The sequence below is a fragment of the Variovorax sp. LjRoot130 genome, from assembly GCF_964253755.1.
Lineage (GTDB): Bacteria > Pseudomonadota > Gammaproteobacteria > Burkholderiales > Burkholderiaceae_C > Variovorax.
Map to the genome: position 1 here is coordinate 476,695 of NZ_CAXURM020000002.1, position 25,159 is coordinate 501,853.

Consider the following 25,159-nt stretch of genomic DNA (forward strand, 5'->3'; position numbering starts at 1 on the left):
GGTGCCCCTCAGGCGGGCTCGCGAAACTCGGCGATGTCGGGTACGGCCCCCCACATGCAGAACGATTCGTTTTCGCGAGGAAACTGCCGCGGCTGGTAGGTCAGCTCCTCTTCGGCGGTGATCAAGCGCACGCCGGTGGAGTACTCGAAGATCATTCCGTCCGGCCCGAAGAAGTAGAGGAAGCGCGCGCCGGAGGTCGGGTGGCGACCCGGACCGAAGGCGATCTTGACCCCCTTCTTCTGGAGCATGTACCAGGCGCGCATGATGTCGTCCACGCTTTCGACCTGGTGGTTGACGTGCTGCACGCCCGAGCGGGTCGTCGGGAACATGGCCACCTTGTGATGCACCTCGTCGATCCGCAGCAGTGGCGCATCGCCGATGCGGTCGCTCACGCGCGCGCCGAGCACCTGGGTCCAGAAGCGCTCGTCGCGCTGGGCGTCGGTCGTGCACAGCCCGACATGGCTGAAGCCCGTGATGCCGGCATCACGCGACGGAAAGTAGCGGCGCCCGCTATGGTGGGGGCCGAGCACGAGATCGATCTTGTTGCCGGTGGGGTCCCTGAAGTGGATGAAGCTGCGCACGTGGCGTTGTTCGCATTCGTCCGCGCAACCGTGGCGAACCTCGACGCCGGCGTTGCTGAGTTCCGCAGCGGCCGCGTCCAGTTCATCGGCAGTGCGCAACTCGAAGCCCACCGTGTGGTCCGCCGGGTCGCCGTCGAAGTACACCAGGGTGTGATCGCGACTGTCGCTGCGGAAGTACGAGGCGCCCGCCTCCTGCCTTGCGCGCTCCAGGCCGAGCATCTCGCGCGCAAAGAGATCCGCCTGGTCACGCTGCCGGGTTCCGAGGCGCACGTAACGAATATCGAGCAGGTTGATCACGGCATGTCTCCTTTTTCTGGGGCTGCCGGCACTTTAGAAAAATCGATGACATTCCGGAAATGAAAAAATAGAATTCGTGATATGTCATCGACACATATCAAGGCAGGCCACCCCTCCCGTCTCCTGTCTCGGCAGGTCGATCTCAACCTGCTCGAACTCTTCGAGACGGTCTATCGCACGCGTAACCTGACCGCGGCCGGGTCACAGCTCGGCCTGAGCCAGCCGGCGGTCAGCCGGGGCCTTGGGCGGCTTCGGGAGATGTATGGGGATGCGTTGTTCGTCCGGCAACAGCGCGGCGTCGTGCCGACGCCCTTTGCCGACTCGCTGGTGTCTCCCGTGAGCTCGGCGCTCGAGATCCTCCGCTCCACCGTCCACCGGCCTACCTTCAGTCAAGCCGAGGAGGCACGCACGTTCAGGGTCTCCATGAGCGACATCGGCGAGCGACTGTTTCTTCCACGCCTGATGCGGCACTTGGCCGAGGTGGCCCCGCAGGTCATCATCGAGGTCGTTTCGCCGAGCCAGGGCGAGCTGTTCGACGGGTTGGCGTCGGGGCAGATCGATCTCGCGGTGGGCTATCTCAGTGACCTGGGCAAGCAGATGCACCAGCGCCGCCTGTTTCGCGAACGGTTCGTGTACGTGGCCCGCAAGGATCACCCCGGCGTCAAGGGCAAGCTGCGCCGCGACCAGCTACGGGAACTGGCGCATGTGGTGGCGGGCCCCGAAGGAATGCAGCACGCCGCCGCCGTGGAGAAGGTGCTGTCAGGGAGCCGCGTCAAGGCAAGGGTGGCATTGAGAGTCCACAGCTTCCTGTGCGTAGGGCCCATCGTCGCGAGCACCGACATGATTGGCGCGGTGCCCAGCAACCTGGGGGCGGTGGTCGCTCCCCATATGCAGCTGCAGCTCGTGGAGCCGCCGGTACAGTTCCCGGCTTTCGATGTCTCGATGACGTGGCATCAAAGATTCCATCGCGACCCCGGCAGCGAGTGGCTGCGCAGCGTGTTCATCACCCTGTTCGACTCCCTGAGGGTGCCGTTCGAGACCGAGGCGTAGGCGGCGACGACCCGCGACTATTGGCTCTTCTTCTGCTTGGATTCGGTCGGGCGAGCTTGCTGCCCCAAACGCTCCTGAAAAAACTCGATAAAGCGCTGCGTCTTCGCCGGCAGCAAGCGAGTTTCGGTCAGGGCATAGACCGGTATCGATTTACCCTCCCAGTCAGGCAGTATCCGGCGCAGCCGACCAGTTGCCAGGTCCTCGGCGGCGATCTCCTCAGGCAGCAATATCACGCCCAGATCCAGCGTCGCCAAGCGCCGGAACATGCCGACGCTGTTGACATGAAACCGCCCCCCGACTTCGACCTCGACGGTTTCTGCTTCACGATGCAGTGTCCACTTGCCTGCCTTGGGAAAGCCCAGGCACTCGTGCTGCGCCAGGTCGGCGGGCTGCGTTGGCTCGCCCGAGAGTTCGAGGTAGCGCGGCGAGGCATAGGCCTGCACCGGCAGGCGCGCAAGCAGACGGGCGATCAGGTTCGAGTTCGCTGATTCGCCCATGCGGATGGCCACATCGAAGGGTTCGGTGACCAGGTCCACTCGCCGGGGGGTGAGGTCGAAATCGAAGGTGATCCCGGGGTAGCGGCGAGCAAACTCCGCGATCAGCGGCGCCATGTAGATCGTGGCGAAGTCCACCGGCAGCGACGCGCGCAACAGGCCGCACGCCCCCGGATGCGGTGGGGTTGGGGTCCTGACATTTCAGCCAGATGGGATCGGTAGGCAAGACCGGATGCAACCATCAGCGAGAGGCAGGGGGGCGAGCAACTTCGTGTCCGCCGGCGTCGGGAAGCTGTCGTGAACGGCTTCGAGCCGGCGGCCCTCGCGGGCGTGCGCATCCTGGACCTGTCGCGCATCCTGGCTAGCCCGGAAATTTCACCAGTAGAGGGTCGGCAGCCTCGTGCCGGAGCGCGTTGACATTGGTATCTGACGCCAATTTCAACCGAGGACTGCCGATGCCAAAGTGTACCGATGGGACGATTGATTTGGGGCGTGTGGGTCGGCGGGTCATCGAGGCCAACTTCGAGGGCGGGGACATCGGTTCGGACGGCGGGGTCTTGCTGCTGCGTCGCGTTGACGAACGTATCGGTCTGAGCCGAGCGGCTGCGGCCGTGCTCAGTGATGCACGCGATCCGGCACGCATCACGCACAGCCTGCGCGACCTGCTCGCCCAACGCATCTACGGCTTGTGCTGCGGCTACGAAGACCTCAACGACCACGACACCTTGAGAGACGATCTGCTGATGCAGACCGCTGTGGGCCGGGTCGATGCGCTGGCGAGTTCGCCCACGCTCAGCCGCTTGGAGACCGGGGCCACGCGAGCGCAGGCAGTGGCGCTGCATGGCGTGCTCATCGAGCAGTTCATCGCCAGCCACAAGAGCCCGCCCGAAGAACTGGTGCTGGACATCGACGCCTCGGATGTGCCCTTGCACGGCGACCAGGAGCGCTGCGAGTTCCATGCCTACTACGACCACCACTGCTATCTGCCGCTGTACGTGTTCTGCGGCCAAGCCATGCTCGCATGCGTCTTGCGGCGCAGTCGCATCGATGGCGCCAAGAACGCCGCGGCGGTGATCAAGCTGCTGGTGCAGCGGCTGCGCCAGGCGTGGCCCGACGCGCGGATCATCGTGCGCGGTGACTCGGGCTTCTGTCGCCAGAGATTGCTGCGCTGGTGCGAGCGCTCGGGCGTGAACTACATCATCGGGCTGGCGCGCAACGCGCGGCTGGAGGCGACCGTGCAGTACGCCGAGGCGATGCTCGCCGACGAGTACGCGCGCACCGGCGCCAAGCAGCGGTTGATCGACGAGTTCGTCTACGCGGCCGACAGCTGGGACATCGAACGGCGCGTGATCACGCGCCTGGAGCACGGCAGCCAGGGCAACAACCCGCGCTTCGTGGTGACCGATCTTCAGGGCGATGCCATACAGCTGTATGAGCGGCTGTACTGCGCCCGCGGCGAGGCCGAGAACCGCATCAAGGAGGCTCAGCTCGATCTGTTTGGCACGCGGGCAAGTTGCCACCGCTTCGCGGCCAACCAGCTGCGCTTGCTGCTGGCCGCATTGGCCTACACGCTGATGCAACGGCTGCGCGAGTTCGCTCTCAAGGACACCGAGCTGGAACGCGCCGCCGCGGCCACGATCCGCGTGCGCCTGCTGAAGATCGGCGCGGCCATCGTGCGCAACACGCGCCGTGTGCGGGTACTGCTGGCTTCGCACCACCCGCTGCGCAGCGTCTTCCTGAGCGCAGCGCAGGCCCTCGCCCCCTGAAATCCATCCAGTGCTGTCCCCGGCACGCTGACAAACAACGGGGGTAAGGGGGTCGTGTGCCCAAAAACAGCCGCCACTCCATCCAGTAGCTCACACTGCACGCAAGACCACGCTCAATGGCCCTCAGCAGGCTCGGTCGACGGCACATCGGCCTGCTGGTGAAATATCCGGGCTAGGCCTGCCAAAGGTGTTGTAGAACGGAATAGTCCGACCTTGAGTCTCCCGGTCGGTGTGAAGTTCTCCTCGGGAAGTAGCACCTCGAGGCGGGCGCCCCGGTTCAAAATCGGCAGAATTGAGCCATGACCGAGCCTGGTGTCCTCAGTGATGACGCGCTGATTGAGCGAGCACGCCGACTACGGCTACTTGCCCTCCGAGGGGATCGCTACGCTCATGGGCCCGCGCACGAGTTCGAAGTGGAGGTGCGACGGCGCATGCGCGAAACCTCGTCGCAGATGCCGCTTGAGCGCAAGCTCGAAAGGCGGCCGTTCTGGAGGTTCTGGTAGCTGCGCCTCCGAACTTGCGGACCGTCTGCAGCGCGACCTTTGGCGGATTCCCATTCGCTTGAATGCAGCCGAGACTTCGGCTGCATTTGACCCCAAAGAACGTACATGACCCCAACCCATCCCTCCCCAACCAAGGTGGCGCTACCCAGACTTCGCTTCCGCAGGGAGGGTGAGCGGCGGCCATTTCGACGTGGCGACCTGGCCATGGGCCGAAACGCGCCCCACGAATGCGCGATCGTCGTGTTGTGTGCCGGGGAGTCCGACGCACTGGATGGAAAGCTCCCTGTGAGGACGATTCGTGGGGACGACATGGATCTGGCACCTGGTGATCTGGTCCTCCTTGCGGGAGTCGACACGCAGGAGTTCGGGCCGGGGCTCCATGATCTGCTGAGGTTCATCGACACCGCCGCTGCCGGCTCCTGAGCCCTATTGGCGAGCGGTATCCAGTCGCAACGCGGTATTCGACGCCTTGCCCTCTAGCCCACACAGCTCGTGCAGGGGGATGGCGTCGCGGAAGCGGGAGCGGCCGGACGCCGCGGAATCCGCGCTCAGGCCGCGAACGCTTCGCCGTCGGCGGCCTGCACCGGGATGTGGGCGCGCTCTTCCTTGATGAAATTGGCTTCGTCCACGAACACCAGCTTGGGCCGGTGGCCACGCACCTGCTCCTCGGGCACCAGGCCGAAGGCGGCGATGATGACCAGGTCGCCCAGCGAGGCGCGGCGCGCGGCCGAGCCGTTGAGCGAGATGATGCCGCTGCCGCGCTGGCCGCGGATCGCGTAAGTCACGAAGCGCTCGCCGTTGTTGATGTTCCAGACATGGATCTGCTCGTTCTCCGCCAGGTTGGCGGCCTCCAGCAGGTCTTCGTCGATGGCGCAGGAGCCCTCGTAGTGAAGCTCGCAATCGGTGACGGTGGCGCGGTGGATCTTGGACTTGAGCAGGGTACGGAACATGGTGGGAGATCTTTCTCTGCGAAAAGGATGGGGCTGAACTGGCGTCACGCGGCGGGCGGCACCAGGATGGTCGGCGCTGCGTCCAGGTAAGCCGAACACAAGCGAGGCGGTGAGCAGCGCATCGCTCTTCTCTTATATTTACGTGCGTCTTTTTGTAAGACGATGGCTGATGTCACTGTCCCCAGTTCGTAACCGGGCGTTCCCCCTCTTCATCATCTTCTGCACCGAGGAGCATCGTGTCGCACAAGACATTGCGCGTGTTGTACGAGATCAGGCTGTGCTGGTCCGACAAGGTATCTCCCGACGAAACGTGACCACTTAGATGCCGCACAACAGAGACAAGCTCGATCACGCCGCGCCAACGGGAAACATGTTCTTTGGGCATGAGACGCACTGGGTCGAGAGGCGCCCGGCATGAAGCGGACATGACCGTGCCCGTCGGCGAGAAGGGCAACGAGGCCGAAAGCCGCGTGGGCTGAGGCGTCGACCTCGTCCTGTCGATGGGGCTAGGCTTTGATGAGCTCGAGGCCCTGCCGATGACGGAAACGAGCGAGGAGGAGGGCGGTTGAGCCCCAGATCAGCGCCGTGTTCGCAGTCAGGCCCAAGGAAACGATCACTGCGGCGCGATCCGCGAATCCTTGCCCGAAATCAAGGAGAAGAAGAGCCAGGGACCACGGGAGCGCACACAAGATCGCTACGAACAGCATGACGCCATGTTCGGCTGGCCTCTGCGTCGCGGCCACCAGAGCGGCCACCAGGACGACCGCCAGCGCAGTGACGGTGCCCGGCAACCACCAGGCGTGGCGATACCAGAGGGGCAAGCGAGGACTGTTCATGAGCAGAAATTGTGGGATCTGCGCAGCAGAACGCGCTGCGCAATTTCGCACATTGCAGCTCAAAGCTCTTTATGTGTGGCACGCCGCCCACACTCAGCGTCGCAGTGGGCTATTGGGACTGAGGAACGGCGCGGAGGACCTCGACCGGCCCGATGCCCGAATACACCGTCTCTCCAGTTTTCAGAGCGCTGACGGTCCAGCGTTCCCCGGGCGTGATCTCGTACTCGCCAGGCTCAAACGGGAGTTCACGTTCCTCATGCACCCCCGGGCCGAGCCAGGACGGCATGCGAAGCAGAGACGGCGAGCGGGCGAATAGATCTTGAGAGTCGGTCATGCGTCGATCCTAACGGTGCAGAGGAGCGCCGCCGGCGACGACCTGCGGCTGCCCGGGACGAACACATCGACGCGGCTTCAACCCTTGGCGGGACGACCGCACCTGAATGCCACGAAGCCAAGGGGCTGCCGTTGGAGCTGAACCCGCTACCCCTGTTGACGGCGTTGTAGGTCAAAGGGCTTAATATGACCATTCGCGGCCGGTCGGCGGCGTTCGCAATCCCCGGGAGCTGCTGTGGACGCCGATGGTGAGTTCGAAGTGAAGCGCTTCGATCACGAGGGATGGTCCGTCCGAGTTTATTTGACCAAGCTTGAGGCGGACGGCTTCGTCGCTGGCCATGCGGACCTGTACCAAGGCCAAACCCATCAGTGCCGCATCGCCTTGGCGGGCCAGCAGCATGACCAGGCCGCAGCGATCGTCGTCCTTGAGGAAGAAGGGAGGGCGTTCATTGGGGAGTGGATGGCCGGGATCATGCGGGGTGACGCTGGAGCCGCGGAACCGTAGGCCGAATCAGCGTTGGTTTAGCTGAATGGGTGGTGGATCTTCTCCGCATGAATTGACCTTGCCCTTGGAATCCGTATCCCATAGCCGAGCTCATGAGTTGGCTTGCCTTGGTTGATTGGCAAGCCAGTCCTGCTCGAACTGCATCGGGCTGACGTAGGCCAGCGTCGAGTGAAGTCGAGTACGGTTGTACCAGAGCAGCCAGGCGACGGTTTCGTCCTTGGCTTCGCGCTTGGTTTCGAAGCGTTGTCCGTGCAGCCGCTCCACCTTCAATGACCCGAACAGAGTTTCGCTGCAGGCGTTGTCCCAGCAGTTTCCTTTGCGACTCATCGAGCTGGTGATGCCGTACTGCTTGAGCACATCCCTGAAGTCGTGGCTGGCGTACTGGCTGCCCCGGTCGCTGTGGAAGATCAATCCTGCCTGCTTGCCAAGATGACGCTTGAACCACGCCATGCGCAGCGCATCGATCACGAGCTCGCGCGTCATGTCATCTCGCAGCGACCAACCCACCACCTGGCGGCTGAACAGATCGATGACCACCGCCAGGAACAGCCAGCCCTCGTCGGTGGCGATGTAGGTGATATCGCCGGTCCAGACCTTGTCGGGCTCACTCACGGTGAACCCGCGGTTCAGCAGGTTGGGCGAGATCGGCAGGTCGTGGCGACTGTCGGTGGTGACCTTGAAGCGCCGCTTGCCCTTGGCGCGGATGCCGTGGCGTTGCATCAGCTTTTGAACCCGGTCCTTGCCCACGCGGATGCCGCGTGCGAGAAGCTCTTTCCACACGCGCGGCCAGCCGTAACCGCCACGTGTCTCGGCATGGATGGCCTTGATGTGCACCAGCAACGCATCGTCGCTCAGATGACGGCGCTGCGCGCCGCTGGCCTTGCGCACGAAGTGCTCGTGATATCCCGTCAAACTGATTCGCAGCACTCGGCATTGCACCGAGATCGGCCACACGCGTCGGTGGCGTTGGACAAAGGCGTACTTCACCGCTGCGCTTTCGCGAAGTACGCCGTGGCTTTCCTAAGAAACACTCTGCGTTGCTGCCTCTTGGAGGGTGAAGCCGAATTCTGCGGCGCGGCGATGCAGCTGCTTGACGACCCGTTCCCGGTATCGGCGCTCGTAGTGGTCTGCACCGGGGTCCTGGTAACGGATGCCGAACCGCATGGCGTTGTAAAAGAGCACCGCGATCTTGCGCGCGGTCGCGGTTACGGCCTTGGCCTTGCCAACGCGCGCCGCCAGACGTCGATAGAACGCGCCCAGCGCGGTGTTGGTTCGACCGACGGTGACGGCGGCGAGTCGCAGGTGCGCACTCACCCGGTTGGTCGTCTTGCGCGTGTGCGCGGACAGCACCTTGCCACCGCTGATTTTGCAGCCTGGCGCCAAGGTCAACCACGACGTGAAGTGCTTGGCCGTCGGCCACCTGCTCAGGTCAGTCCCGCACTCAGCGATCAAGCGCAGTGCCAAGTAGGGCCCGATACCGTGAATCTGAGTCAAGTCCACGCCTGTGAGCTGATACAGCGGTCCTCGGGTATCGAAGCTCACGGCATTGGGCTGGACTGTCTTGTGCCGTGGTTTGGGCAGCGGCTCGACGGGGTCCTGCTTGTCGGCGTTCAACACGACCAGCGTGCGTTCGATCTGCGCATCGCATTCGCTAAGGCGCAGTTGGTAGAAGTCGTACAGGGTCAACGCCTGCGTCAACGCGAAGACGTGCTCGGGTTGGTAGTTCCCAACCAGCGCGGCGCGCACAGTCGCCATGCTGGCCTTGCAGCGCACGTCTCGCATCGTCGCGAGCACGTCTGGATTGCGTTGGCCATTGACGATGGCACGGACGATCTTCATTCCTGTTACGCCAGTCACGTCGCAGACCACATGGTGCAGCTGCAGATTCATCAGGGTCAGCGCCTTCTGCATGTGCTGGATGTGAGCGGCGGCGTAGTCAAGATGACTCTCGCGCAGCCGCAGGTAAGCCCTCAACGCAGCGATGTCGCGTTCGGGCCGGAAGCTCGGGCGAAGCAGGCCACAGGCATGCAGCCGCTGCAGCCACTGCGCATCGTTGACGTCACTTTTGCGGCCAGGTACCGCACGAGCCTCACGGGCATTGGCGACGATGACTTCGATGCCCCGACTCTGCAATATCTCGTACACGGGCACCCAATACACGCCGGTGGATTCCATGGCCACGGTCTCGATGCCAATCGACATCAGCCAATCTGCCATTCGCTCGATGTCACCGGTAAAAGCCTGGAACGTCTGCACGGCCTCCTCACACAACTCGGGCGCGACACCGACCACATGGAATCGCGAGCCGATGTCGATGCCCGCAGCGCGGTCATGAATAACGGGAAGGCCCGCCGGCTTGATGGATCGTCTTGCCATGATCACCTCCTATCGGTTGAGCACGCCGGACGGGGACTCGGATCAGATCAATTTCCTAAACGGGGTCACGCAAGGTGCCACCACAGCTGGGTCCGCAGCTTCCCCTGGGCCATGTTTTCCGACGGGATGAATGTCTCCAAAAAGCGAGCGGCCTCTGTCCAACGCAATCGCAGTCTAGGACCGTTGCGTGTTTCTATCCATCTGGGGCGCGGCGAGCCGCGTGGGCCGTTTTCCAGGATATCGCGCTCCATCTTCACGCGTGCCAGTTCGGCACGCAGCCGGCTGATCTCCATCTGTTCGGCGCTCACCGCCTTGCTGTCAGCACCGGTGAGCTTGCCCTGGCGCTGCGCCTTGACCCAATTGAACAATGTCTGCTCGACCACGCCCAACGTGCGCGCCGCCGCCGCGATGCTCTGGCCGCCCTCGACCAACCGCACCGCCTCCTGCTTGAATTCCAGCGTGTAGCGCGCTCTTGCCGTCTTCGTCATTTCGACTCTCCTTGCTTGTATTGAAACACTCAGCAAGGGATACGTTTTTCGGGGGCAAGGTCAGATGACACGAGCGTGACGGGCGATCACGCCTCGCTACCAGACGATCGCCTGCTCGCCTTGCGATCAGTCCGCCGCCAAGGTGCGAATGATCGGGCACGGGCGATCGCCCGTGACGCACTCACTTACCAGTGCGCTCAGCACGTTGCGCATCGCGCCCTAGCTCAGCGAGCTTGCTCTCAATAACACCCGCGCGCATCAGGTCTGCGGTGCGGGAACACAAAGCTGAAGATAGCGTTCAGCTTGCTTTCACAAGCGCCCCCTAGAGTGGCGCCATGCCGATCACGCGCTCTCGTCATTTCGTTGCGACACGCCGCGTGGGATGGTGTCTTCTAGCGGTTCTGCTCGCTGCGATCCAGCCTTTCATCGCCGTTCACTTTCGCCACGACGGGTGGGAGGACGAGCCCGGATTCCGCATCCGCAGCGTGAGCGCGTCGACGCAATTCGAACCGGACAACCGCCCAGACCATCCGACCGACCGGGAGACCACGCTGTTCGTGTCCTCGGCGGCGAACATCGATCTGCCGGATGCGCTGCAGCATGGCATCAACAACCTGAGAGCGCGGCTGCTCCTCCTGTTGCCCTTGACGGTGGCCGCGGTCCTGGTCGTCGAACCGGCCCAGCGCCTCGTTCCCGAACCGGTGCCCAACGTCAGCGGTGCGCCCCCGCCCACCACGCTCTGGCTGAGAAGGCCGCCGGAGACTGCGCCTCCCCTTGCGAGCTGAGAGCGACGCCGCGCGGCGCCGTGCGTTCGGCTGTGCGTCGTCGCACAGCCGCTTCTTGTTTCGCCGATTGCGGGAGCTCGTATGAAGGCGCTGAATTTCGCTCTGTTTCAATGGATGGCTGCAGGCTACGAGCCCAGTTCGTGGCTCCTGCCCCTGGCGTCGGCCATCGCGCTCGGCGGGGCCTGGGCCGGCATGGCCCTCATGGGATGGGCCGCCTGGCGGCGGCCGTCGGAACGCGGCTACGTGATGGCGACGCTGGCCTTTGCGGCGGCCACCGCGGTGATCGCGCACGCCATCGCTGCGTCGCTGAATCTGCCGCGTCCTTTCATGCTGGGATTGAGCCCGGCCTACATCTCCCATGGCGCACGCGGGTCGCTGCCGAGCGCCCACGCTGCGGTGATGTTCACGGTCGCACTGATGTTTCTGCTGCGTCCCCGGCTTCGTGACCTGGGCATCGGCATGGCGGCCGTGGCCGCGATCACCGGCTGGGCACGTGTCTACGTCGGGGTTCATTTCCCGGCCGACATCCTGGCCGGGCTCTTGCTGGCCGTCGTGATGGCGGGCGTCTTCGTCGGGGTCCAGCGGCTCTGGCGGCGCCATGTCGCGCCGAGGATCGCGCGCGACGATCTGCACGCGCGGGCGCCGGCCTCCAAGGCCGACCAGCCGCTCGTCTGAGAGGAGACGCGCCATGAACGGTCCCGTGCAGACGACGGGGGACATTCTCGACATCGAGCGTCCCCAGCAAGACGAGAGCACCGCGCGCGGCGAGCGCCGGGTGCGTGTGCCGACGGGTCGCAGCATCTCCTGCGTGATCCCCTGTTTCAACGAGGCAGGCAATCTCAACGAACTGCTTGCGAGGCTCGAAGAGGCCTTGTGGGCCACGCATCTGGCCTGGGAAATCATCGTGGTCGACGATGGCAGCACCGACGGCACGGTCGCGGTGGCCGAGGGTTGGTGCCAGCTCTCGGGCTTCCGGTGCATCAGCCTGTCGCGCAACTTCGGCAAGGAAGCCGCGCTCACCGCCGGGCTGGAGGCGGCCTGCGGCGACGCCGTCGTCGTGCTCGATGGCGACTTGCAGCATTCGCCGTCGCTGATTGCAGACATGCTGGACCGGTGGCAGGGCGGCGCCGACGTGGTCTACACGGTGCGGCAGGAGCGCAGCGACGAGCACAGGCTCAAGCGCTGGGGCGCAAGCCTGTTCTACAAGCTGGTGAATTCGTCCCATCGCTTCGAACTGCCCAGGGACGCCGGAGACTTCCGCCTGATGGACCGCAAGGTGGTGGACGCCTTGCTGAGCCTGCCGGAGCGCACCCGCTTCATGAAAGGCCTGTATGCCTGGGTCGGTTTCAATGCGGTCGCGTTGCCCTACACGCCCGGCCCGCGGGGGCAGGGAGAGAGCAACTTCAACGCGATGCGCCTGTTCAATCTTGCCGTCGACGGGTTGACCTCGTTCACCACCTGGCCCCTGCGGGTGGTCAGCGTGGTCGGTCTCATGCTGGCCGTACCGGCTTTCGCCTACGGCATCTACCTGGTCGTCGAACACCTGCTGATAGGCAATGCCGTCTCGGGCTGGACGACGATCGTGGTGAGCCTGATGTTCTTCATCGGCATCCAGATGATCTCGACCGGCATCGTCGGCGAATACGTCGCGCGCATCTTCGAGGAAGTGAAGGGACGGCCGCTCTACGTGGTGAAGAAGGATCTGGGCCACGGCCTGGACGGGCAGCAGTCATGAGGCTGTCCCGTGACTCCAAGGCCATTCTGCACGCCGCTGCCGGCCTCGCGGCCTTCGTCCTGTGGTTGGCGGTCACGGCCGGGTTCCGGCCGTTGATGGCGCCCGACGAAGCGCGCTACGCCGGCGTGGCTTTCGAGATGCTGCGCAGCGGCGACTGGCTGGTGCCGCGGCTCGACGGCTTACCCTTCTTTCACAAGCCGCCGCTCTTCTACTGGATCAGCGCCGCGGCGATGGCGGTGCTGGGCCCCTCCGAATGGCCGGCACGGCTGCCTTCGATCCTCGGCGCGGCCGTCGCGGCGCTCGGCCTGCTGCTGTTCCTGCGCCGCTGGGCGGATGCGGCGAGCGCGAAGCTTTCCGTGCTGGTGCTGATCACGACGCCCTTCTTCTATGTCGCAGCGCAGTTCGCCAACCTCGACATGCTGGTGGCGGGCTGCATCAGCGCGACCGTGCTGCTGGCGGCACATGCGAGCTTGTCCAAGGCGCAGGGCGAGGCATGGCGCGGGGCGCTGGCGGGCGCCTTCTTCTTTGCAGCGCTCGGCGTGCTCGCCAAGGGCCTGATCGGCATGGTGCTGCCCGGCGCGGTCTTCCTTGCCTGGTGCGTGGCAACGCGCCGAACCCGTGCCGCCTGGCTGATGGCCTGGCCGCCCGGGTGGGCCTTGTTCCTGACGACCGCCGGCCCCTGGTTCGTGGTGATGCAGATGCGCTATCCGGCCTTCTTCGACTACTTCGTCGTGACGCAGCATTTCAGGCGCTTCGCCGCCTCGGGCTTCAACAACGAGCACCCGTTCTGGTTCTACCTGCCGGTGATCGCAGGGCTGACGCTGCCGTGGATCGGTTGGCTGGCGCTGGCGCGCCGCGGTGCGCGGGAGGGCAGGGCGCCGCTGTCCGACGTCGACTGGCTCATGCTGATCTGGTGCCTCTGCATCGTTCTCTTCTTTTCCATCCCGCGCTCCAAGCTGATCGGGTATGTGCTGCCTGCACTGCCGCCGCTGGCGTACCTGATCGCGCGGGCCGTGCCGGCCGCGATGAAGGGCCCGGGCCCGCTGTCGCGGCCCTTGGGCTGGACGGCCGCGCTGTCCGGCCTTCTTTGCCTGGCCGCCGTCGCTTTCGTGAGTGTGTACGTCGTGCAGCCCGGCCATCGCCTGCGCCTTCCCGCGGACGTTGCCGTGGCGCCGGGCGACCAGGTGCTGATGCTCGATGCCTACTACTACGAACTGCCCTTCAACTGGGCACTGCGACAACCGGTCATGGTTGCGACCGACTGGACGCCGGCCGTCGTGGAGCGGCGCGACGATTGGCGCAAGGAACTCCACGACGCCGCCCGCTTCGAGCCCGAACGCGGGTCGACGCTGCTGGTCGACACCTTCCGTCTTCATGATGCGCTGTGCGTGCCTCGCGCCACCTGGCTGATCGGGCCGTCCAACGCCGTGCTGGCCCACCCATGGCTGGCGCAGGCCCGCCTGGTCGCCGTGAGCAGGGAGGCGGCCGTGTGGCGATTTGCCGGAAGCGCAACGCGCGACCGGCGCTGCCTCGACGAACCCGGAGTCGCCGCGCCGCAATGACCGAACATGCACCTCGATACCTTTGCGTCTGTGCCGACGACTTCGGCATGACCGAGGGCATCAACTCGGCTGTGCTCGAACTGGCGGGGCGACACAAGATTTCCGCAACTTCCTGCATGGTCCGCCGCGGCGCATGGGCCGTGGGCCTGCGCGGCTTGCGCGGCATCGAGCCGTCCTGCATCGAGGTCGGACTCCATCTCGATCTGAGCCCTCCGCCAGAAGGCCGGCAGTCCGAGCCTGGGCTGGGCGGATTGATTGTCCGAAGCCATCTGCGCCTGCTTCGCCCTTCGGCCGTGCGGGCCGAGATCAGGGACCAGCTGGCGCGCTTCGAAGACGGGCTCGGCCGACCGCCGGCCTTCGTGGACGGGCACCGGCATGTCCATCAACTGCCGGTGGTGAGCGATGTGCTGACCGAGGAGATCGCGAGCCGCTACGGCACGGCGGCGCCATGGGTCCGCAGCACGGCGCCGCCCGCACCGCGACGCTTCGCGAAGACCAAGGCCGACATCGTCTTCGCGCTCGGCGGCGCGAGGCTGCTCGAGCTCGCGGCGCGCCGAGGCATCCCGACCAGCCGCGCCTTGCTCGGCATCTACGATTTCACGGGCACTTCCGACGTCTACCGCGGGCGGCTGCGGCAGTGGATCGACTGTTGCCGCACGGGCGACGTGCTGGTGTGCCATCCCTCGCTCGGCGATGCGCCTTGGGTTCCCGCCGGCCCGGCGCGGCGCAACGAATACGCGGTGCTGAGCGCGATCGCCTTTCCGATGATGACCGCGGCCGGGGTCGTGTTCCTGCGTCCTCTTTCGCACTTGTCGCGTGCCGCCGATCCGGTCCATGCATAGGGCGCAGCTCGTCAAGGCCGCGGTTTTTCTGTGGGCGCTGGTGGTCTTCATGCCGGTCGGCGCCAACTACCTCGGGGCCGCGATGCCGAGCTCGTTGAAATTGGACTCCGCGAAGCGCGGGTGAAAGTGGTCAAATGGCGACGCTCCTGCGGAGGCGAAGTCGATATGGATGCCTTGTCCGAGGTCTTGAAGATCCTGCAGTTCAACAGCGCGATCTTCTTCAACGCCAGATTCACCGCACCATGGTGTTTTGCTTCCCCGGAAGCGGAGGCGGTGGCCAAGCAGGTCAACGCGGGATCCCAGCGTCTGCTCTTCTACCATCTCTTCGTGGACGGTTCGTGCACCGTGAAACTCGACGGCATGCCGCCGCTTCACCTGCAAGCCGGCGACATCATCCTGTTTCCGCATGGCGATGCCCACACGATGGCCTCGTCCGGGATGGACGAGCCCGGGCCGCTGCTCGATGTGCGAGCGCTGTTGCGCGAGAGGCCCGACGAACTGCAGCTGGGCGGCGGCGGCGAGCCAACCCGCTTCATCTGCGGCTATCTGTCATGCGATCCCATCCTGTGTCGGCCGGTCCTGGCAACGCTGCCCAGAGTGCTGACGGTCAGCCTCAGGAGGGACGAAAAGACCGACTGGGTGGAGCGTTCCTTCGTTTATGCGGTGGCGGAGGCCACTTCCACGCAACCCGGTGGCGAAGGCGTGCTGGCCAAGTTGTCCGAGGTGCTGGTGGTCGAGACATTGCGCCGGTACATCTCCCAGATGTCCGAGGGCCAGACCGGTTGGTTCGCGGGCTTGCGTGATCGCGTCGTCGGCAAATGCCTCGCCCTCATGCACGAGAAGCCGGCGTATCCATGGACGCTCGAAAGCCTTGCGCGCGAGGCCGGAACATCGCGCTCGGTTCTCGCCGAGAAATTTGCCCACTATGTCGGACAGCCCCCTATCCAATATCTCGGCAAGTGGCGCATGGCGCTCGCGTCGAACCTGCTGCGGCGCAACGCCTTGAGCATGATGCATATCGCGCTGGAAGTCGGCTACGAAACCGATGCCGCTTTCAGCCGCGCCTTCAAGCGCGAGTTCGGCATGCCCCCGGCATCCTGGCGCCGCGAGAACAGCCTCCAGAGTCCGACTGAGGTCAACGACGGAAAACGATCAGTGCGATCAGCACGCAGAAGCTGAGGAACTGAACAAGAAAGAACGCGAAGCGCACCGACACGACTCGATCCGTCTGGGCGAAGCAGACGTGGACCAGCGACTGGGGGATCCGCGCCGCCAGGATGACGACGCACAGGGGATCCACTGTCGGATCGGCGATGCCGAAGGTGCGCAATGCATAGACCAGCACGGCGAAAACCGGCAGGTTCTCGACGCAGTTCGCATGTGCGCGCATCGAGCGCAGGTACCAGTCCTGCCCCTCGACATGGTCGGCCCTGAATTCGCTCATTCCCGCCCGACCACGAAGGACCCGGCTCAATCGGTAGGCGCCCACGGTGGCGAGCAGGAGGACCAGGGTCCAGGCGGCGAAACCCAGCAGCATCAGCTCGGGCAGCATGTTCTCGGCCTCCACTTGCATGCCCTGGTGGGCATGGCGATGCCCTACTTGCAGGGCACCGCGGGCGATCGGGCGGGCACCGCATAGAGCAGCGGCTGGAGCGCATCCGTCACCCGGGCAGCCTGTCTGTCATCGAGAACGCGGAAGAGGACCTTCTGGAAGCGCGGCTCCGTCACGCCCGACACGATGTACTGCCAGCGATACGCCTTCAGGATCCCCTCGCCGATGGCGGTGCGTTGCGCATCGGCGTAGCGCTTGCCCGCGATCGACTCGAAGTAGGTCGCATCGGCGCGCGCCTGAGCCAGGAGAATGCCGTCGACCGCCACGACCAGGTCGATCAGGTCGCCGACGGCCGCGTCGCGTTCGGCGGCGTTCAGGCGCGCGTCCTCGCGAAGGAACTCGAGCTCGTCCAGCACCGCGTGCTGCGACTCCTCTTTCCAGTGGGCCAGGAAGACGTCTTTCCACAGCTCGCACAGGTCGTCCTGCGGCTCGATGCTGGCGCGATAGTGGGCCAACGTGAAGAGCTCGATGTCCAGTGTCAGCGCAAGGACCGACCAGGTGCTCTTGCTCAGCACGGCTGTCGCGACGGCGTTGGGTTCGGCCGTTGCCACGTATCCCGCCGGCATGTCGGCGGCCATCATCGTTTCCATGCGCCGGAACAGCTCCTGGTGCTTCAGCTCCTCGTCGGCCATGCGGACCAGGGCCTCCAGGGCCACCTGGTCGCCGAGCGCGTGCTGCCGGCTGATCTCGAGCACCTTGGCGCCGATGAAACGCTCCACCAGGCCGAAGATGTAGGCGTAGCTTCGACCCTGCACCTGGCTCAGCAGGCGCCGGTCATCGGACGTCATGAAATCCAGCTCGTTCACCAGTGACAGGCCGGCCGGCAGGAACGTCTTCTCGAGATCGAATCGCCGGCGACGGATGACGTCGTTGTCGATGTCCCAGCGGACGCGTTTGGAATTCGCGATGACCTTCGAGTACTGGGTCGCGGAGGGGGCGCTTTGCATGATTGCCTCTTTCAATGTTCGTTGAAGGAGCGTCAATGATCGAAGCGCGACGTGAATCAAGTCGGGCCACGCGTCCGCAAATCTTGCCCGGTGATCCGAGCATGCACGTACCGGCGCACACGCGATTCGCCGCGCAGTCCTCCCTCGGGCGGGGTTCGCCGGGAAGGAGCCGGTCCTGAAGGACTCTTTCCTGGCCGGGTCGGTGATTCGCAGACCAGAGGTGATTGACTGCTCTCGTACTGCAAAGCCGCCTTCGGTCGGCGTGACGGCGTACGGAGACGCTTGATTTGCACCAGAACCAATCTTTGCACCAGAACCGTATGAGCCGCCTAGGGCGATCGTGCGCCTACTGCAGACATGTCTCCTGTGTCATCGCGATCGGTGTGCGCCGGACGACCTGGCCGGCCTTTTCGTCTTGCACCGACCCGTCGGCAAAGGCGAGTCGCCCGTTGACCCAGACGCGATCGATGCCCGACGACAGCTCGCGCGGCTGTTCGAACGTGGCGCGATCGCCGACGGTGAGCGGGTCGAGCAGAACCAGGTCGGCTGCGTGACCGACGGCAATGCGGCCGCGGCCCGGCAAGCCCAGTTCCTCGGCGGTCAGGCCGCTCATCTTGGCGACGGCCGTCTCCAGGCTGAACAGATGTTCTTCACGCGCATAGTGGCCGAGCACCCGGGGAAAGGTGCCCCAGAGGCGCGGGTGTGGGTGCTCGTCGTGCGGCATGCCGTCGGAGCCGATCAGCGTCTTGGGGAACGCCAGGATGCGACGCACATCGGTCTCATCCATCATGAAGTAGATTGCGCCGGCCGGCATCAGTCGGGCGGCGGCCTCCTCGTCACTGCAACCCAGATCGCGAGCGATATCGGCCAGCGTGCGTCCTGCATGCTCGGGATGGGGGCCGGACCAGCTGACGAGCACGGACGAGGCGCGCGCCACGAATTCCGGCCGCAGCACGGTGGACGAGGCGTTGTATGGATAACAATCCAGCGACACCGGTTGATGCTCCATCGCGGCGGCGATGCGCTTCAAGGTCTCGATGGAACGACCGTGGTTGGCGACACCCGCCAGCTTGTGGTGCGAGATCAGGACCCGAACGCCCAGGCGGCGGCCGATCTCGAAGGTCTCGTCCAGCGCATCGATGACCTTCTCGGCCTCGTTGCGCATGTGGGTCGCGTACAGCGCGCCGTGGGCGCGCAGTGGCTCGCCCACAGCAACGATCTCGTCGGTGCTGGCGTGTCGGGCTGGTGGGTAGAAGGTGCCGGTGGACAGGCCGAACGCTCCGGCGTCCAAGGCATCGGCCAACAGCGTTTGCATCGCCGTGCATTCGGCGGGTGTGGCGGCACGCTCCAAGTCGTCCATCACGTTGGCTCGCAGCGTCAGGTGGCCCACGAGGCAGACCGCGTTGACGGCCGTGCCTTCCGACTCGAGCGCTCGCAGATAGTTGGCGAATGCCGGAAACCTGAGCCATTCGTGGTTTGCGATCAGATCGAGCGGCGGCGGAATGACGCCGCGGATGCGGCTGGGCGCCAGGCTCAGGCCGCAGTTGCCGGTCACCACCGTCGTCACGCCCTGTGAGAGCTTGGCCGTCATCGCGCCGGGTGTCAGCAGCGCGCGGTCATCGTGGGTGTGTACATCGATGAAGCCGGGCGCCAGTACCCGCCCGGCGGCCGCAAGGCGCTCGCGTGCCGGCGTGTCCGACAGATCGCCCATCGCGACGATGCGACCGCCGGCAATGCCCACGTCCATCACGAAGCCCGGTTGGCCGCTGCCGTCGACCACGGTGGCGCCTGAAACGCAGAGTGTGAGTTCCATTCTGCGTCTTCCTTTCAAGCTGCCAGCGCGGCGTCGACGCCGCTTTGCACCGGGGGTGCGGATGTGCCGAGCCGCCGCTGCAGGCGCCCGATCAGTCTGCGCAGCTCGGCATGGTCGGTGGCATCGAGCACCGGACCGGGTTTACGGACCGCCGCACTGCGGATGGCGCCGCGCAGGCGCAGCGTCTCCTTGCGCAGCGCGAGGCCGATGCCGTACTGAAACTCGTGCCGCAGCAAGGGAAGGTAGGCGTCGAACAGATCCTCGGCCGCTTCCTGCCGGCCCTGCGCGAACAGCGCGCAGACCTGCACGAGCATTTCGGGATAGGCGAATCCGGTCATGGCACCGTCCGCGCCGCGCAGCAATTCCTGGGGCAAAAACAGCCCGCCATTGCCGACCAGGATACTGATGCGGCGGCGGCCTGCGGACTCTGCCTGCGAACGTATCTGCGTCAGCTTGCGCAGGCCGGGCAGGTCTTCGTGCTTGAACATCACCACTTGCGGAAACTCGTCGACCAGCCGGTTGACGACGTCGACCGAGGTGTAGACGCCGGTGGACTGCGGAAAATCCTGCAGGCAGATCGGCACGTCGGCGCCAAGCATGCGCGCGACGGTGGCGTAGTAGCCATGAACCTGGTCATCGATCTTCAGGTTGGGTGCGGGGGCCAGCATCACGCCGGCAGCGCCGAGGTCCATGGCCGATTTGGCCAGGCGATCCACGTGCTGGTTCGATGCGTGGCTCACGCCGACGACCACCGGAACCCGGCCCGCTACGCGCTGTAGTACGCGACGGGTGAAGGTCAGCGACTCTTCCTCGGTCAGCTTCGGGGCCTCGCCCATCATGCCGAGGATCGTCATGCCGGAGACGCCGTGGCCCAGGTAGAAATCGACGAGGGTGTCGGTGCTTTGGAGGTCGAGCGCGCCGTCGTCGCTGAAAGGCGTGGCGGAAATGATGAACACACCGGAAGAGCGTGCGTGAATGCGGGAGTCGGATGTCATGAATATGCGATGAAGGATCAGGCTTGCCGAAGAGGCGCTTGCCAAGGCTGCGGACGGGCTAGATGCTGGTGTGGCGGGCCACGTGGCCTGTTCGGGCGTTTTCCAGGTGCTGTTGCATCGCGGCACGGGCCTGGTCGGGGTCGCGATCGATGATGGCCTGCAGGATGGCCATGTGCTCCTGGCAACTCGGGGCAAAACGCTCGGGGGCGGCGTTCTGGTCGAAACACCGCGCCTTGATGCGCAGATCGTGAACCGTCTGGGCCATCAGCGGGTTGCCGCTCGCCATGGCGATCGTGTCGTGCACCAGGTTGTCGATGCGGTGGTTCTCTTCCTTGGAGGTGTTTCGCGCGACCAGGAGCGCCTGGACTTGCGCCAGGATCTGCTTTGCTTGCTGAACGTCGAGCCGTGTGGCCGCGGCGGCCGCGGTTTCACCCTCGAGCAACACGCGTATCTGGAGAATCTGGAGGTATTGGCGCAGGGTGGGTTCGCGCACCATCAATTGACCTCGAGGTGTGCGGATGGCGAAGCCCCCGCCGATCAGCCGGCTCATCGCCTCGCGCAGCGGTGTCCGCGAGATGCCGAGGGTCGCGGCCAGGGTGCGTTCCTGCAGCGGCTTGTCCATCGGCAGACGGCCGAGCTGAATCATCTCCAGCAAGATGCGGTAGGCGTCCCCCGCCAGATCGACGCCGTCGGCGGTGTCGGAGACGGCGGCGGTAAGGCTGGGTTCAAGCGCTTCGAGATCCGACTCTGCGTCCGACGCCGAGGAGGCACCGACCGTCGGGCTTGTCTTGGTGAGCGAGATCATGTTGGTTTCAGCTGAAAGAGTTGAAATGAGGAACTGGTGGAGGCGCTGCGGCCGCTCACGCAGCGGCGAACTCCATCGCATCCGTGGCCCGAAATCCCCACGCCACGGACTGGCCCGGCGTACGGTCCGCGCCGGTGACGCCGGCGGGCGCATAGGCGACCACGGTTCGGCCGAGGGACTCGATGAACACCTTCCAGTGAAGGCCGCAGAAAGTCGAGGTCAGGACCCGTCCTTCGTGCCGGATGTCATCGGCACCGAGCTGTGCGCCCAGGCGGACGTTTTCCGGTCGCACGGCGAGCGTGCGGCTGGTCTGGTCGATGAAATTGCACTCGCCAAGGAAACCCGCAACGAAAGCCGAGTCCGGGGCGCGGTAGAGCGTTTCGGGCGCGCCGGTCTGAACGATGCGCCCCTGGTCCATGATCACGATCCGGTCGGACAGGTTCATCGCCTCGTCCTGGTCGTGTGTCACGAAGACGACGGTCAGCCCCAGGTCGTGGTGGAGCTTCTTCAGTTGCAACTGAATCGCCTGGCGCAGGTTCTTGTCGAGCGCGCCGAGGGGCTCGTCCATCAGCAGGATGTCAGGCGTGAAGACCAGGGCGCGAGCCAGGGCCGCGCGCTGCTGCTGGCCGCCCGAGAGTTCGCGAGGCAGGCGGTCGCTGAGCGGGCCCATGCTGACCAGCTCCAGTGCCTCTGCGACGCGGCGGCGGATGTCGTGCGGGTTCAGGCGGCGCATGCGCAGCGCGAAGGAGACGTTGTCGAACACAGACATGTGCGGAAACAACGCATAGTTCTGGAACACCATGCCGATGTTGCGCTCGGCGATGGGCATGCGGGTCACGTCACGGCCGGCAATGCGCACGCTGCCGGCGTCCGGCGCCTCGAAGCCGGCGATGATCTTCAGCAGGGTCGTCTTGCCCGAGCCGGAAGCACCGAGCAGCGTGCAGAACTCGCCGCGCTCCACGGCCAGGCTGACCTCCGGCAGGGCGACGACATCCTTGTAGACCTTGCGGATGCCGCTGAGCGCGACGTCCTTGCCCTGGCGTTCGGGACGGATGGAGAGTCCGAGAGGCGAGTGCCCCGATGTCTGGTGGTTGGATGGCATGTCAATCTCCTTTCTTCCTGCCGAGAAGCAGGTTGGCAATCAGGATGAGGGCGGTGGCTGCGATCAACACGCAGGAGGCGGAAATCACGGTCGGGTCGAAGTCGTGGGCCAGGCCCTCGTACATCAGCTTGGGCAGGGTCCTGTTGCGGATGGTGGTGAGGAAGAGCGCCATCACCACGTCGTCGAACGAGGTGACGAAAGCGAAGACGGCACCGCCGATGAGGCTGGGCAAGAGGGCGGGCATCATGACCAGCCGGAACATCGCGGGCCACGACGCGCCGAGGCTGAGTGCGGCCAACTCGAGGCTGGAATCGAAGCTGCGCAATGCAGCGCGCACGGTGATGTAGACATAGGGGGACGCCAGCACCGTGTGGCCGATGATGACCGCGACCGAGTTGGCGACCCAGCCCAGAGGCGCTGTCAAATAAAACAGGGCGACGGCCGTGATGATGGCGGGCACCGACATCGGGATGACGAACAGCGCGTCGAGCCAGCCTTTGCGGGCGGAGGTCATCTTGTGGACACCCAGCGCCGCCGCAGTGCCGAGCACGGTGGCCAGCACCGTCACCGTCAACCCCACCCGCACGCTCGACCACAACGCGCCGATCCACTTCGAATCCTCGAAGAAATTCGCGTACCAGCGCAGTCCGTATTGAGGCGGTGGAAACACCGGAAAGTCGGTCGTGCCGAAGCTCATGGGAATCACCACGAGGATCGGCAGGATCAGGAACGCGGCACAGGCGAGTCCGGCAACGACGGCGACGCGGCCCCCCGGCGTGCGCCCTGCCGTGGGCGTGCTGCTGCCCTTGCCGGTCGAGCCGCTGATGAGTTTGTCCAGACCGAACATGCGGTTGAACACCCACAGCGACAGCAGCACCGTTGCCAGCAAGATGGCGGCCAGTGCGGCCGCCAGTCCCCAGTTCAGCTCTTCCGAGATGTTGTGCGAAATTAGCTCCGCCACCATGCGCTGGGCGGGCCCCCCCATGAGCGACGGCGTGATGTAGTAGCCCACCGCGTTCATGAAAACGATGATGCCGCCGGCCACCACGCCCGGGCTGGTCAAGGGCAGTACCACGTGGCGGAAGATGCCCACCGAACTCGCCCCGAGGCTCTGCGCGGCCTGCACGAGCGTGGTGTCCATGGCGCGGAACGCGGCGTAGAGCGGCAGGACCACGAACGGCATCAGCACGTGCGTCATCCCGATCATCACGCCGGTGAAGTTGTAGAGGAACGCCATCGGCTCATCGAGGATGCCAACAGTCGTGAGCAATGTATTCAGCGGCCCGTTCTTGCCCAGCAGCGCGATCCATGCCGAGGTGCGCACGAGCGCACTCGACCAGAACGGCAGCAGGACGGCGAAGAACAGCAGCCGCGCGACGCCCGGTCGCACCGTGGCCATCAGGTAGGCCAACGGGTAGCTCATCACGATGCACGACAGGGTCACCGCGGCGGCGATGGTGAAGGTGTTGCCCAGCACGATCCGGTAGATCGGCGTGTCTAGCAGATGGTGGTAGTTGGCGAGCGTGAGCGCGCCGTCGCGAAGGAAACCCTCCTTGAGCAAGCCCGCGATCGGTCCGACGAAGGCCAACAGGAGGAACACCAGCAGCGGCAGCACGGCGAACACCGCAGCGCGGTTCCAGCCACGCCGCGCGGGAATCGCCGCGGGCGGCGTCGCGGCGTGGGGAAGGGGAAGGGCGGTGCTTGCCATGATGCAGGGGTCAGCGTGCGCGGATCTGGTTGTAGCGCTCGGTGATGGCCGGGCCGTTCTTGTCCCAGAACTCCGAATCCATGAAGAGCGCGGACTTCAGGCGTTCCGGCGTCGAAGGCAGGCGCTGCTTGCGCGCGTCGTCGATCAGCGGGAATGCCGCTTCGGTCGTCGGGCCGTAGGCGATGTACTTGCTGAACTCGGCCTGGTTCTTCGGCGCGGTGATGTAGTTCATCAGCTTGATGGCTTCGGCCCGGTTCGGTGCGCCCTTGACCAGCGCGAAGTAGCCGACCTGCGCCACCGCATTGCCCCAGCCCATCTGGATCGGAAGGCCCGAATCCATGCCGGCCTGGAAGCGGCCGTTCCAGCCCAGCGCCATCACCACCTCGCCGCTGCCCAGTGCGTTGACCGGCTCGGCGCCGTTCTTCCACCACATGGCCACGTGCGGCTTGATCTTCTCGATCTGCTTCATCGCGCGGTCGATGCCTGCGGGCGTGGACAGCACCTTGTAGACATCCCCGGGCGCGACGCCGTCGGCGATGAGTGCAGCCTCGATCACGGTGGACGGATCGTCCTGCAGCGTGCGCTTGCCGGGGAATTTCACGACGTCCCAGAAATCGGCGAAGCTGACCGGCTGCGGCTTGCCCGCGGGGAATGCCTTGGTCGAGAAGCCGACGTTCGTCGAGAAGATCTCCGAGGGCACTCCGTACTCGTTGCGCGCGCCGGGAATGACGTGCTTCTGGTCGACCATTTCCGGCGTGATCTTCTCGAACACACCGAGCTTGATGCCGCGCGTCAGGCGGGCGCTGTTCTCCGTGACTACGTCCCAGGCGACGGTCTTGGTGTCGATCATGGCGCGGATCTTCGCGACCTGCGGATCGGTGTCCTCGGTCACCTTGATGCCGGTTTCCTTGGCGAAGGGCTTGAGCCACGCGTCGCGGATCGCGCCTTGGTAGGCGCCACCCCAACTCGCGAAATTCAGTTCGGCGGCTTGCGCGGCGCCAGCCAGCAGGACCGCGGTCGCGATCACGATGCGGCCCATCGTCAGCAACTTACTTTTCATCTCTCTCTCCGATT

General features: G+C 65.1%; 24 protein-coding genes and 3 pseudogenes. 9 read left to right on the plus strand and 18 right to left on the minus strand.

Going from position 1 to position 25,159, the window contains the following annotated elements; all coding sequences use genetic code 11:
• Nucleotides 1-8 precede the first annotated feature (8 nt).
• A complete protein-coding gene (locus tag ACSQ86_RS31945) occupies nucleotides 9-878 on the minus strand; it encodes a VOC family protein (RefSeq protein ID WP_436310475.1) in 870 nt (289 codons plus the stop codon).
• An 81-nt stretch (nucleotides 879-959) separates the two neighbouring features.
• Here ACSQ86_RS31945 and ACSQ86_RS31950 point away from each other — a divergent pair, with 81 nt between their 5' ends.
• Entirely contained in the window at nucleotides 960-1,928 is a 969-nt protein-coding gene (locus ACSQ86_RS31950) for a LysR family transcriptional regulator (protein WP_436307152.1), read from the plus strand.
• A gap of 17 nt (nucleotides 1,929-1,945) precedes the next feature.
• On the opposite strand, the pseudogene ACSQ86_RS31955 reads toward ACSQ86_RS31950, so the two are convergent.
• Nucleotides 1,946-2,584: pseudogene (locus ACSQ86_RS31955) on the minus strand (substrate binding domain-containing protein); the annotation flags it as partial.
• 293 nt (nucleotides 2,585-2,877) lie between these two features.
• Here ACSQ86_RS31955 and ACSQ86_RS31960 point away from each other — a divergent pair.
• On the plus strand, nucleotides 2,878-4,188 hold the full coding sequence (locus ACSQ86_RS31960; RefSeq protein WP_436304863.1) for an IS1380 family transposase: 1,311 nt from the start codon (nucleotides 2,878-2,880) through the stop codon (nucleotides 4,186-4,188).
• A gap of 1,051 nt (nucleotides 4,189-5,239) precedes the next feature.
• Here the strand turns inward: ACSQ86_RS31960 and panD are convergent.
• The 8 genes and pseudogenes from panD to ACSQ86_RS32000 all read right to left on the minus strand — a co-directional run.
• Nucleotides 5,240-5,641: an aspartate 1-decarboxylase gene (gene panD / locus ACSQ86_RS31965; RefSeq protein WP_436296930.1), complete on the minus strand. Its 402-nt coding sequence runs from the start codon at nucleotides 5,639-5,641 to the stop codon at nucleotides 5,240-5,242.
• 172 nt (nucleotides 5,642-5,813) lie between these two features.
• Nucleotides 5,814-6,026, minus strand: coding sequence for a hypothetical protein (locus ACSQ86_RS31970; RefSeq protein ID WP_436307151.1), 213 nt, complete (start codon nucleotides 6,024-6,026; stop codon nucleotides 5,814-5,816).
• A gap of 121 nt (nucleotides 6,027-6,147) precedes the next feature.
• Complete coding sequence (locus ACSQ86_RS31975; RefSeq protein ID WP_436307150.1) at nucleotides 6,148-6,477, minus strand: hypothetical protein; 330 nt, start codon at nucleotides 6,475-6,477, stop codon at nucleotides 6,148-6,150.
• Between the two features lie 109 nt (nucleotides 6,478-6,586).
• On the minus strand, nucleotides 6,587-6,811 hold the full coding sequence (locus tag ACSQ86_RS31980) for a hypothetical protein (RefSeq protein ID WP_436307149.1): 225 nt from the start codon (nucleotides 6,809-6,811) through the stop codon (nucleotides 6,587-6,589).
• Nucleotides 6,812-6,991: 180 nt separating this feature from the next.
• On the minus strand, nucleotides 6,992-7,210 hold the full coding sequence (locus ACSQ86_RS31985; protein ID WP_436310476.1) for a hypothetical protein: 219 nt from the start codon (nucleotides 7,208-7,210) through the stop codon (nucleotides 6,992-6,994).
• A gap of 195 nt (nucleotides 7,211-7,405) precedes the next feature.
• A pseudogene (locus ACSQ86_RS31990) lies at nucleotides 7,406-8,335 on the minus strand (IS3 family transposase); the annotation flags it as partial.
• Complete coding sequence (locus tag ACSQ86_RS31995) at nucleotides 8,336-9,691, minus strand: IS110 family transposase (protein WP_436306626.1); 1,356 nt, start codon at nucleotides 9,689-9,691, stop codon at nucleotides 8,336-8,338.
• Between the two features lie 230 nt (nucleotides 9,692-9,921).
• Nucleotides 9,922-10,179 (minus strand): annotated as a pseudogene (locus ACSQ86_RS32000) (transposase); the annotation flags it as partial.
• Between the two features lie 335 nt (nucleotides 10,180-10,514).
• Here ACSQ86_RS32000 and ACSQ86_RS32005 point away from each other — a divergent pair.
• From ACSQ86_RS32005 to ACSQ86_RS32035, 7 genes are all read left to right on the plus strand, one after another.
• Nucleotides 10,515-10,964, plus strand: coding sequence for a hypothetical protein (locus tag ACSQ86_RS32005; RefSeq protein ID WP_436310477.1), 450 nt, complete (start codon nucleotides 10,515-10,517; stop codon nucleotides 10,962-10,964).
• 81 nt (nucleotides 10,965-11,045) lie between these two features.
• Entirely contained in the window at nucleotides 11,046-11,639 is a 594-nt protein-coding gene (locus tag ACSQ86_RS32010; protein ID WP_436310478.1) for a phosphatase PAP2 family protein, read from the plus strand.
• 13 nt (nucleotides 11,640-11,652) lie between these two features.
• Nucleotides 11,653-12,699, plus strand: coding sequence for a glycosyltransferase family 2 protein (locus ACSQ86_RS32015; RefSeq protein WP_436307145.1), 1,047 nt, complete (start codon nucleotides 11,653-11,655; stop codon nucleotides 12,697-12,699).
• Nucleotides 12,696-14,261 (plus strand): glycosyltransferase family 39 protein, encoded by a 1,566-nt coding sequence (locus tag ACSQ86_RS32020; RefSeq protein WP_436310479.1) that lies wholly within the window; start codon nucleotides 12,696-12,698, stop codon nucleotides 14,259-14,261. Before ACSQ86_RS32015 ends, ACSQ86_RS32020 begins: the two co-directional genes overlap by 4 nt.
• Nucleotides 14,258-15,103 carry a ChbG/HpnK family deacetylase gene (locus ACSQ86_RS32025; protein ID WP_436310480.1) on the plus strand — a complete coding sequence of 282 codons (846 nt, stop codon included), beginning with the start codon at nucleotides 14,258-14,260 and terminating at the stop codon, nucleotides 15,101-15,103. Before ACSQ86_RS32020 ends, ACSQ86_RS32025 begins: the two co-directional genes overlap by 4 nt.
• A complete protein-coding gene (locus ACSQ86_RS32030) occupies nucleotides 15,096-15,227 on the plus strand; it encodes a hypothetical protein (RefSeq protein ID WP_280142677.1) in 132 nt (43 codons plus the stop codon). The genes ACSQ86_RS32025 and ACSQ86_RS32030 overlap by 8 nt, the downstream gene beginning before the upstream one ends.
• A gap of 41 nt (nucleotides 15,228-15,268) precedes the next feature.
• A complete protein-coding gene (locus ACSQ86_RS32035; RefSeq protein WP_436307142.1) occupies nucleotides 15,269-16,282 on the plus strand; it encodes an AraC family transcriptional regulator in 1,014 nt (337 codons plus the stop codon).
• Here the strand turns inward: ACSQ86_RS32035 and ACSQ86_RS32040 are convergent.
• From ACSQ86_RS32040 to ACSQ86_RS32075, 8 genes are all read right to left on the minus strand, one after another.
• Nucleotides 16,239-16,655: an MAPEG family protein gene (locus tag ACSQ86_RS32040; protein ID WP_093110552.1), complete on the minus strand. Its 417-nt coding sequence runs from the start codon at nucleotides 16,653-16,655 to the stop codon at nucleotides 16,239-16,241. The genes ACSQ86_RS32035 and ACSQ86_RS32040 overlap by 44 nt on opposite strands.
• A 44-nt stretch (nucleotides 16,656-16,699) precedes the next feature.
• A complete protein-coding gene (locus tag ACSQ86_RS32045) occupies nucleotides 16,700-17,662 on the minus strand; it encodes a hypothetical protein (RefSeq protein ID WP_436307140.1) in 963 nt (320 codons plus the stop codon).
• 346 nt (nucleotides 17,663-18,008) lie between these two features.
• Entirely contained in the window at nucleotides 18,009-19,475 is a 1,467-nt protein-coding gene (locus ACSQ86_RS32050) for an N-acyl-D-amino-acid deacylase family protein (RefSeq protein ID WP_436307139.1), read from the minus strand.
• Between the two features lie 14 nt (nucleotides 19,476-19,489).
• On the minus strand, nucleotides 19,490-20,470 hold the full coding sequence (locus ACSQ86_RS32055; protein WP_436307755.1) for a dihydrodipicolinate synthase family protein: 981 nt from the start codon (nucleotides 20,468-20,470) through the stop codon (nucleotides 19,490-19,492).
• A gap of 58 nt (nucleotides 20,471-20,528) precedes the next feature.
• Complete coding sequence (locus ACSQ86_RS32060) at nucleotides 20,529-21,275, minus strand: GntR family transcriptional regulator (RefSeq protein ID WP_093110496.1); 747 nt, start codon at nucleotides 21,273-21,275, stop codon at nucleotides 20,529-20,531.
• Nucleotides 21,276-21,330: 55 nt separating this feature from the next.
• Nucleotides 21,331-22,377, minus strand: a complete 1,047-nt coding sequence (locus ACSQ86_RS32065) for an ABC transporter ATP-binding protein (RefSeq protein ID WP_093110495.1) — start codon at nucleotides 22,375-22,377, stop codon at nucleotides 21,331-21,333.
• A 1-nt stretch (nucleotide 22,378) separates the two neighbouring features.
• The gene (locus ACSQ86_RS32070) at nucleotides 22,379-24,085 is read right to left on the minus strand and encodes an ABC transporter permease subunit (protein ID WP_436307138.1); all 1,707 of its coding nucleotides are present in this window, start codon (nucleotides 24,083-24,085) and stop codon (nucleotides 22,379-22,381) included.
• Nucleotides 24,086-24,095: 10 nt separating this feature from the next.
• Nucleotides 24,096-25,145, minus strand: coding sequence for an ABC transporter substrate-binding protein (locus ACSQ86_RS32075; RefSeq protein WP_093110493.1), 1,050 nt, complete (start codon nucleotides 25,143-25,145; stop codon nucleotides 24,096-24,098).
• Nucleotides 25,146-25,159: the final 14 nt, after the last annotated feature.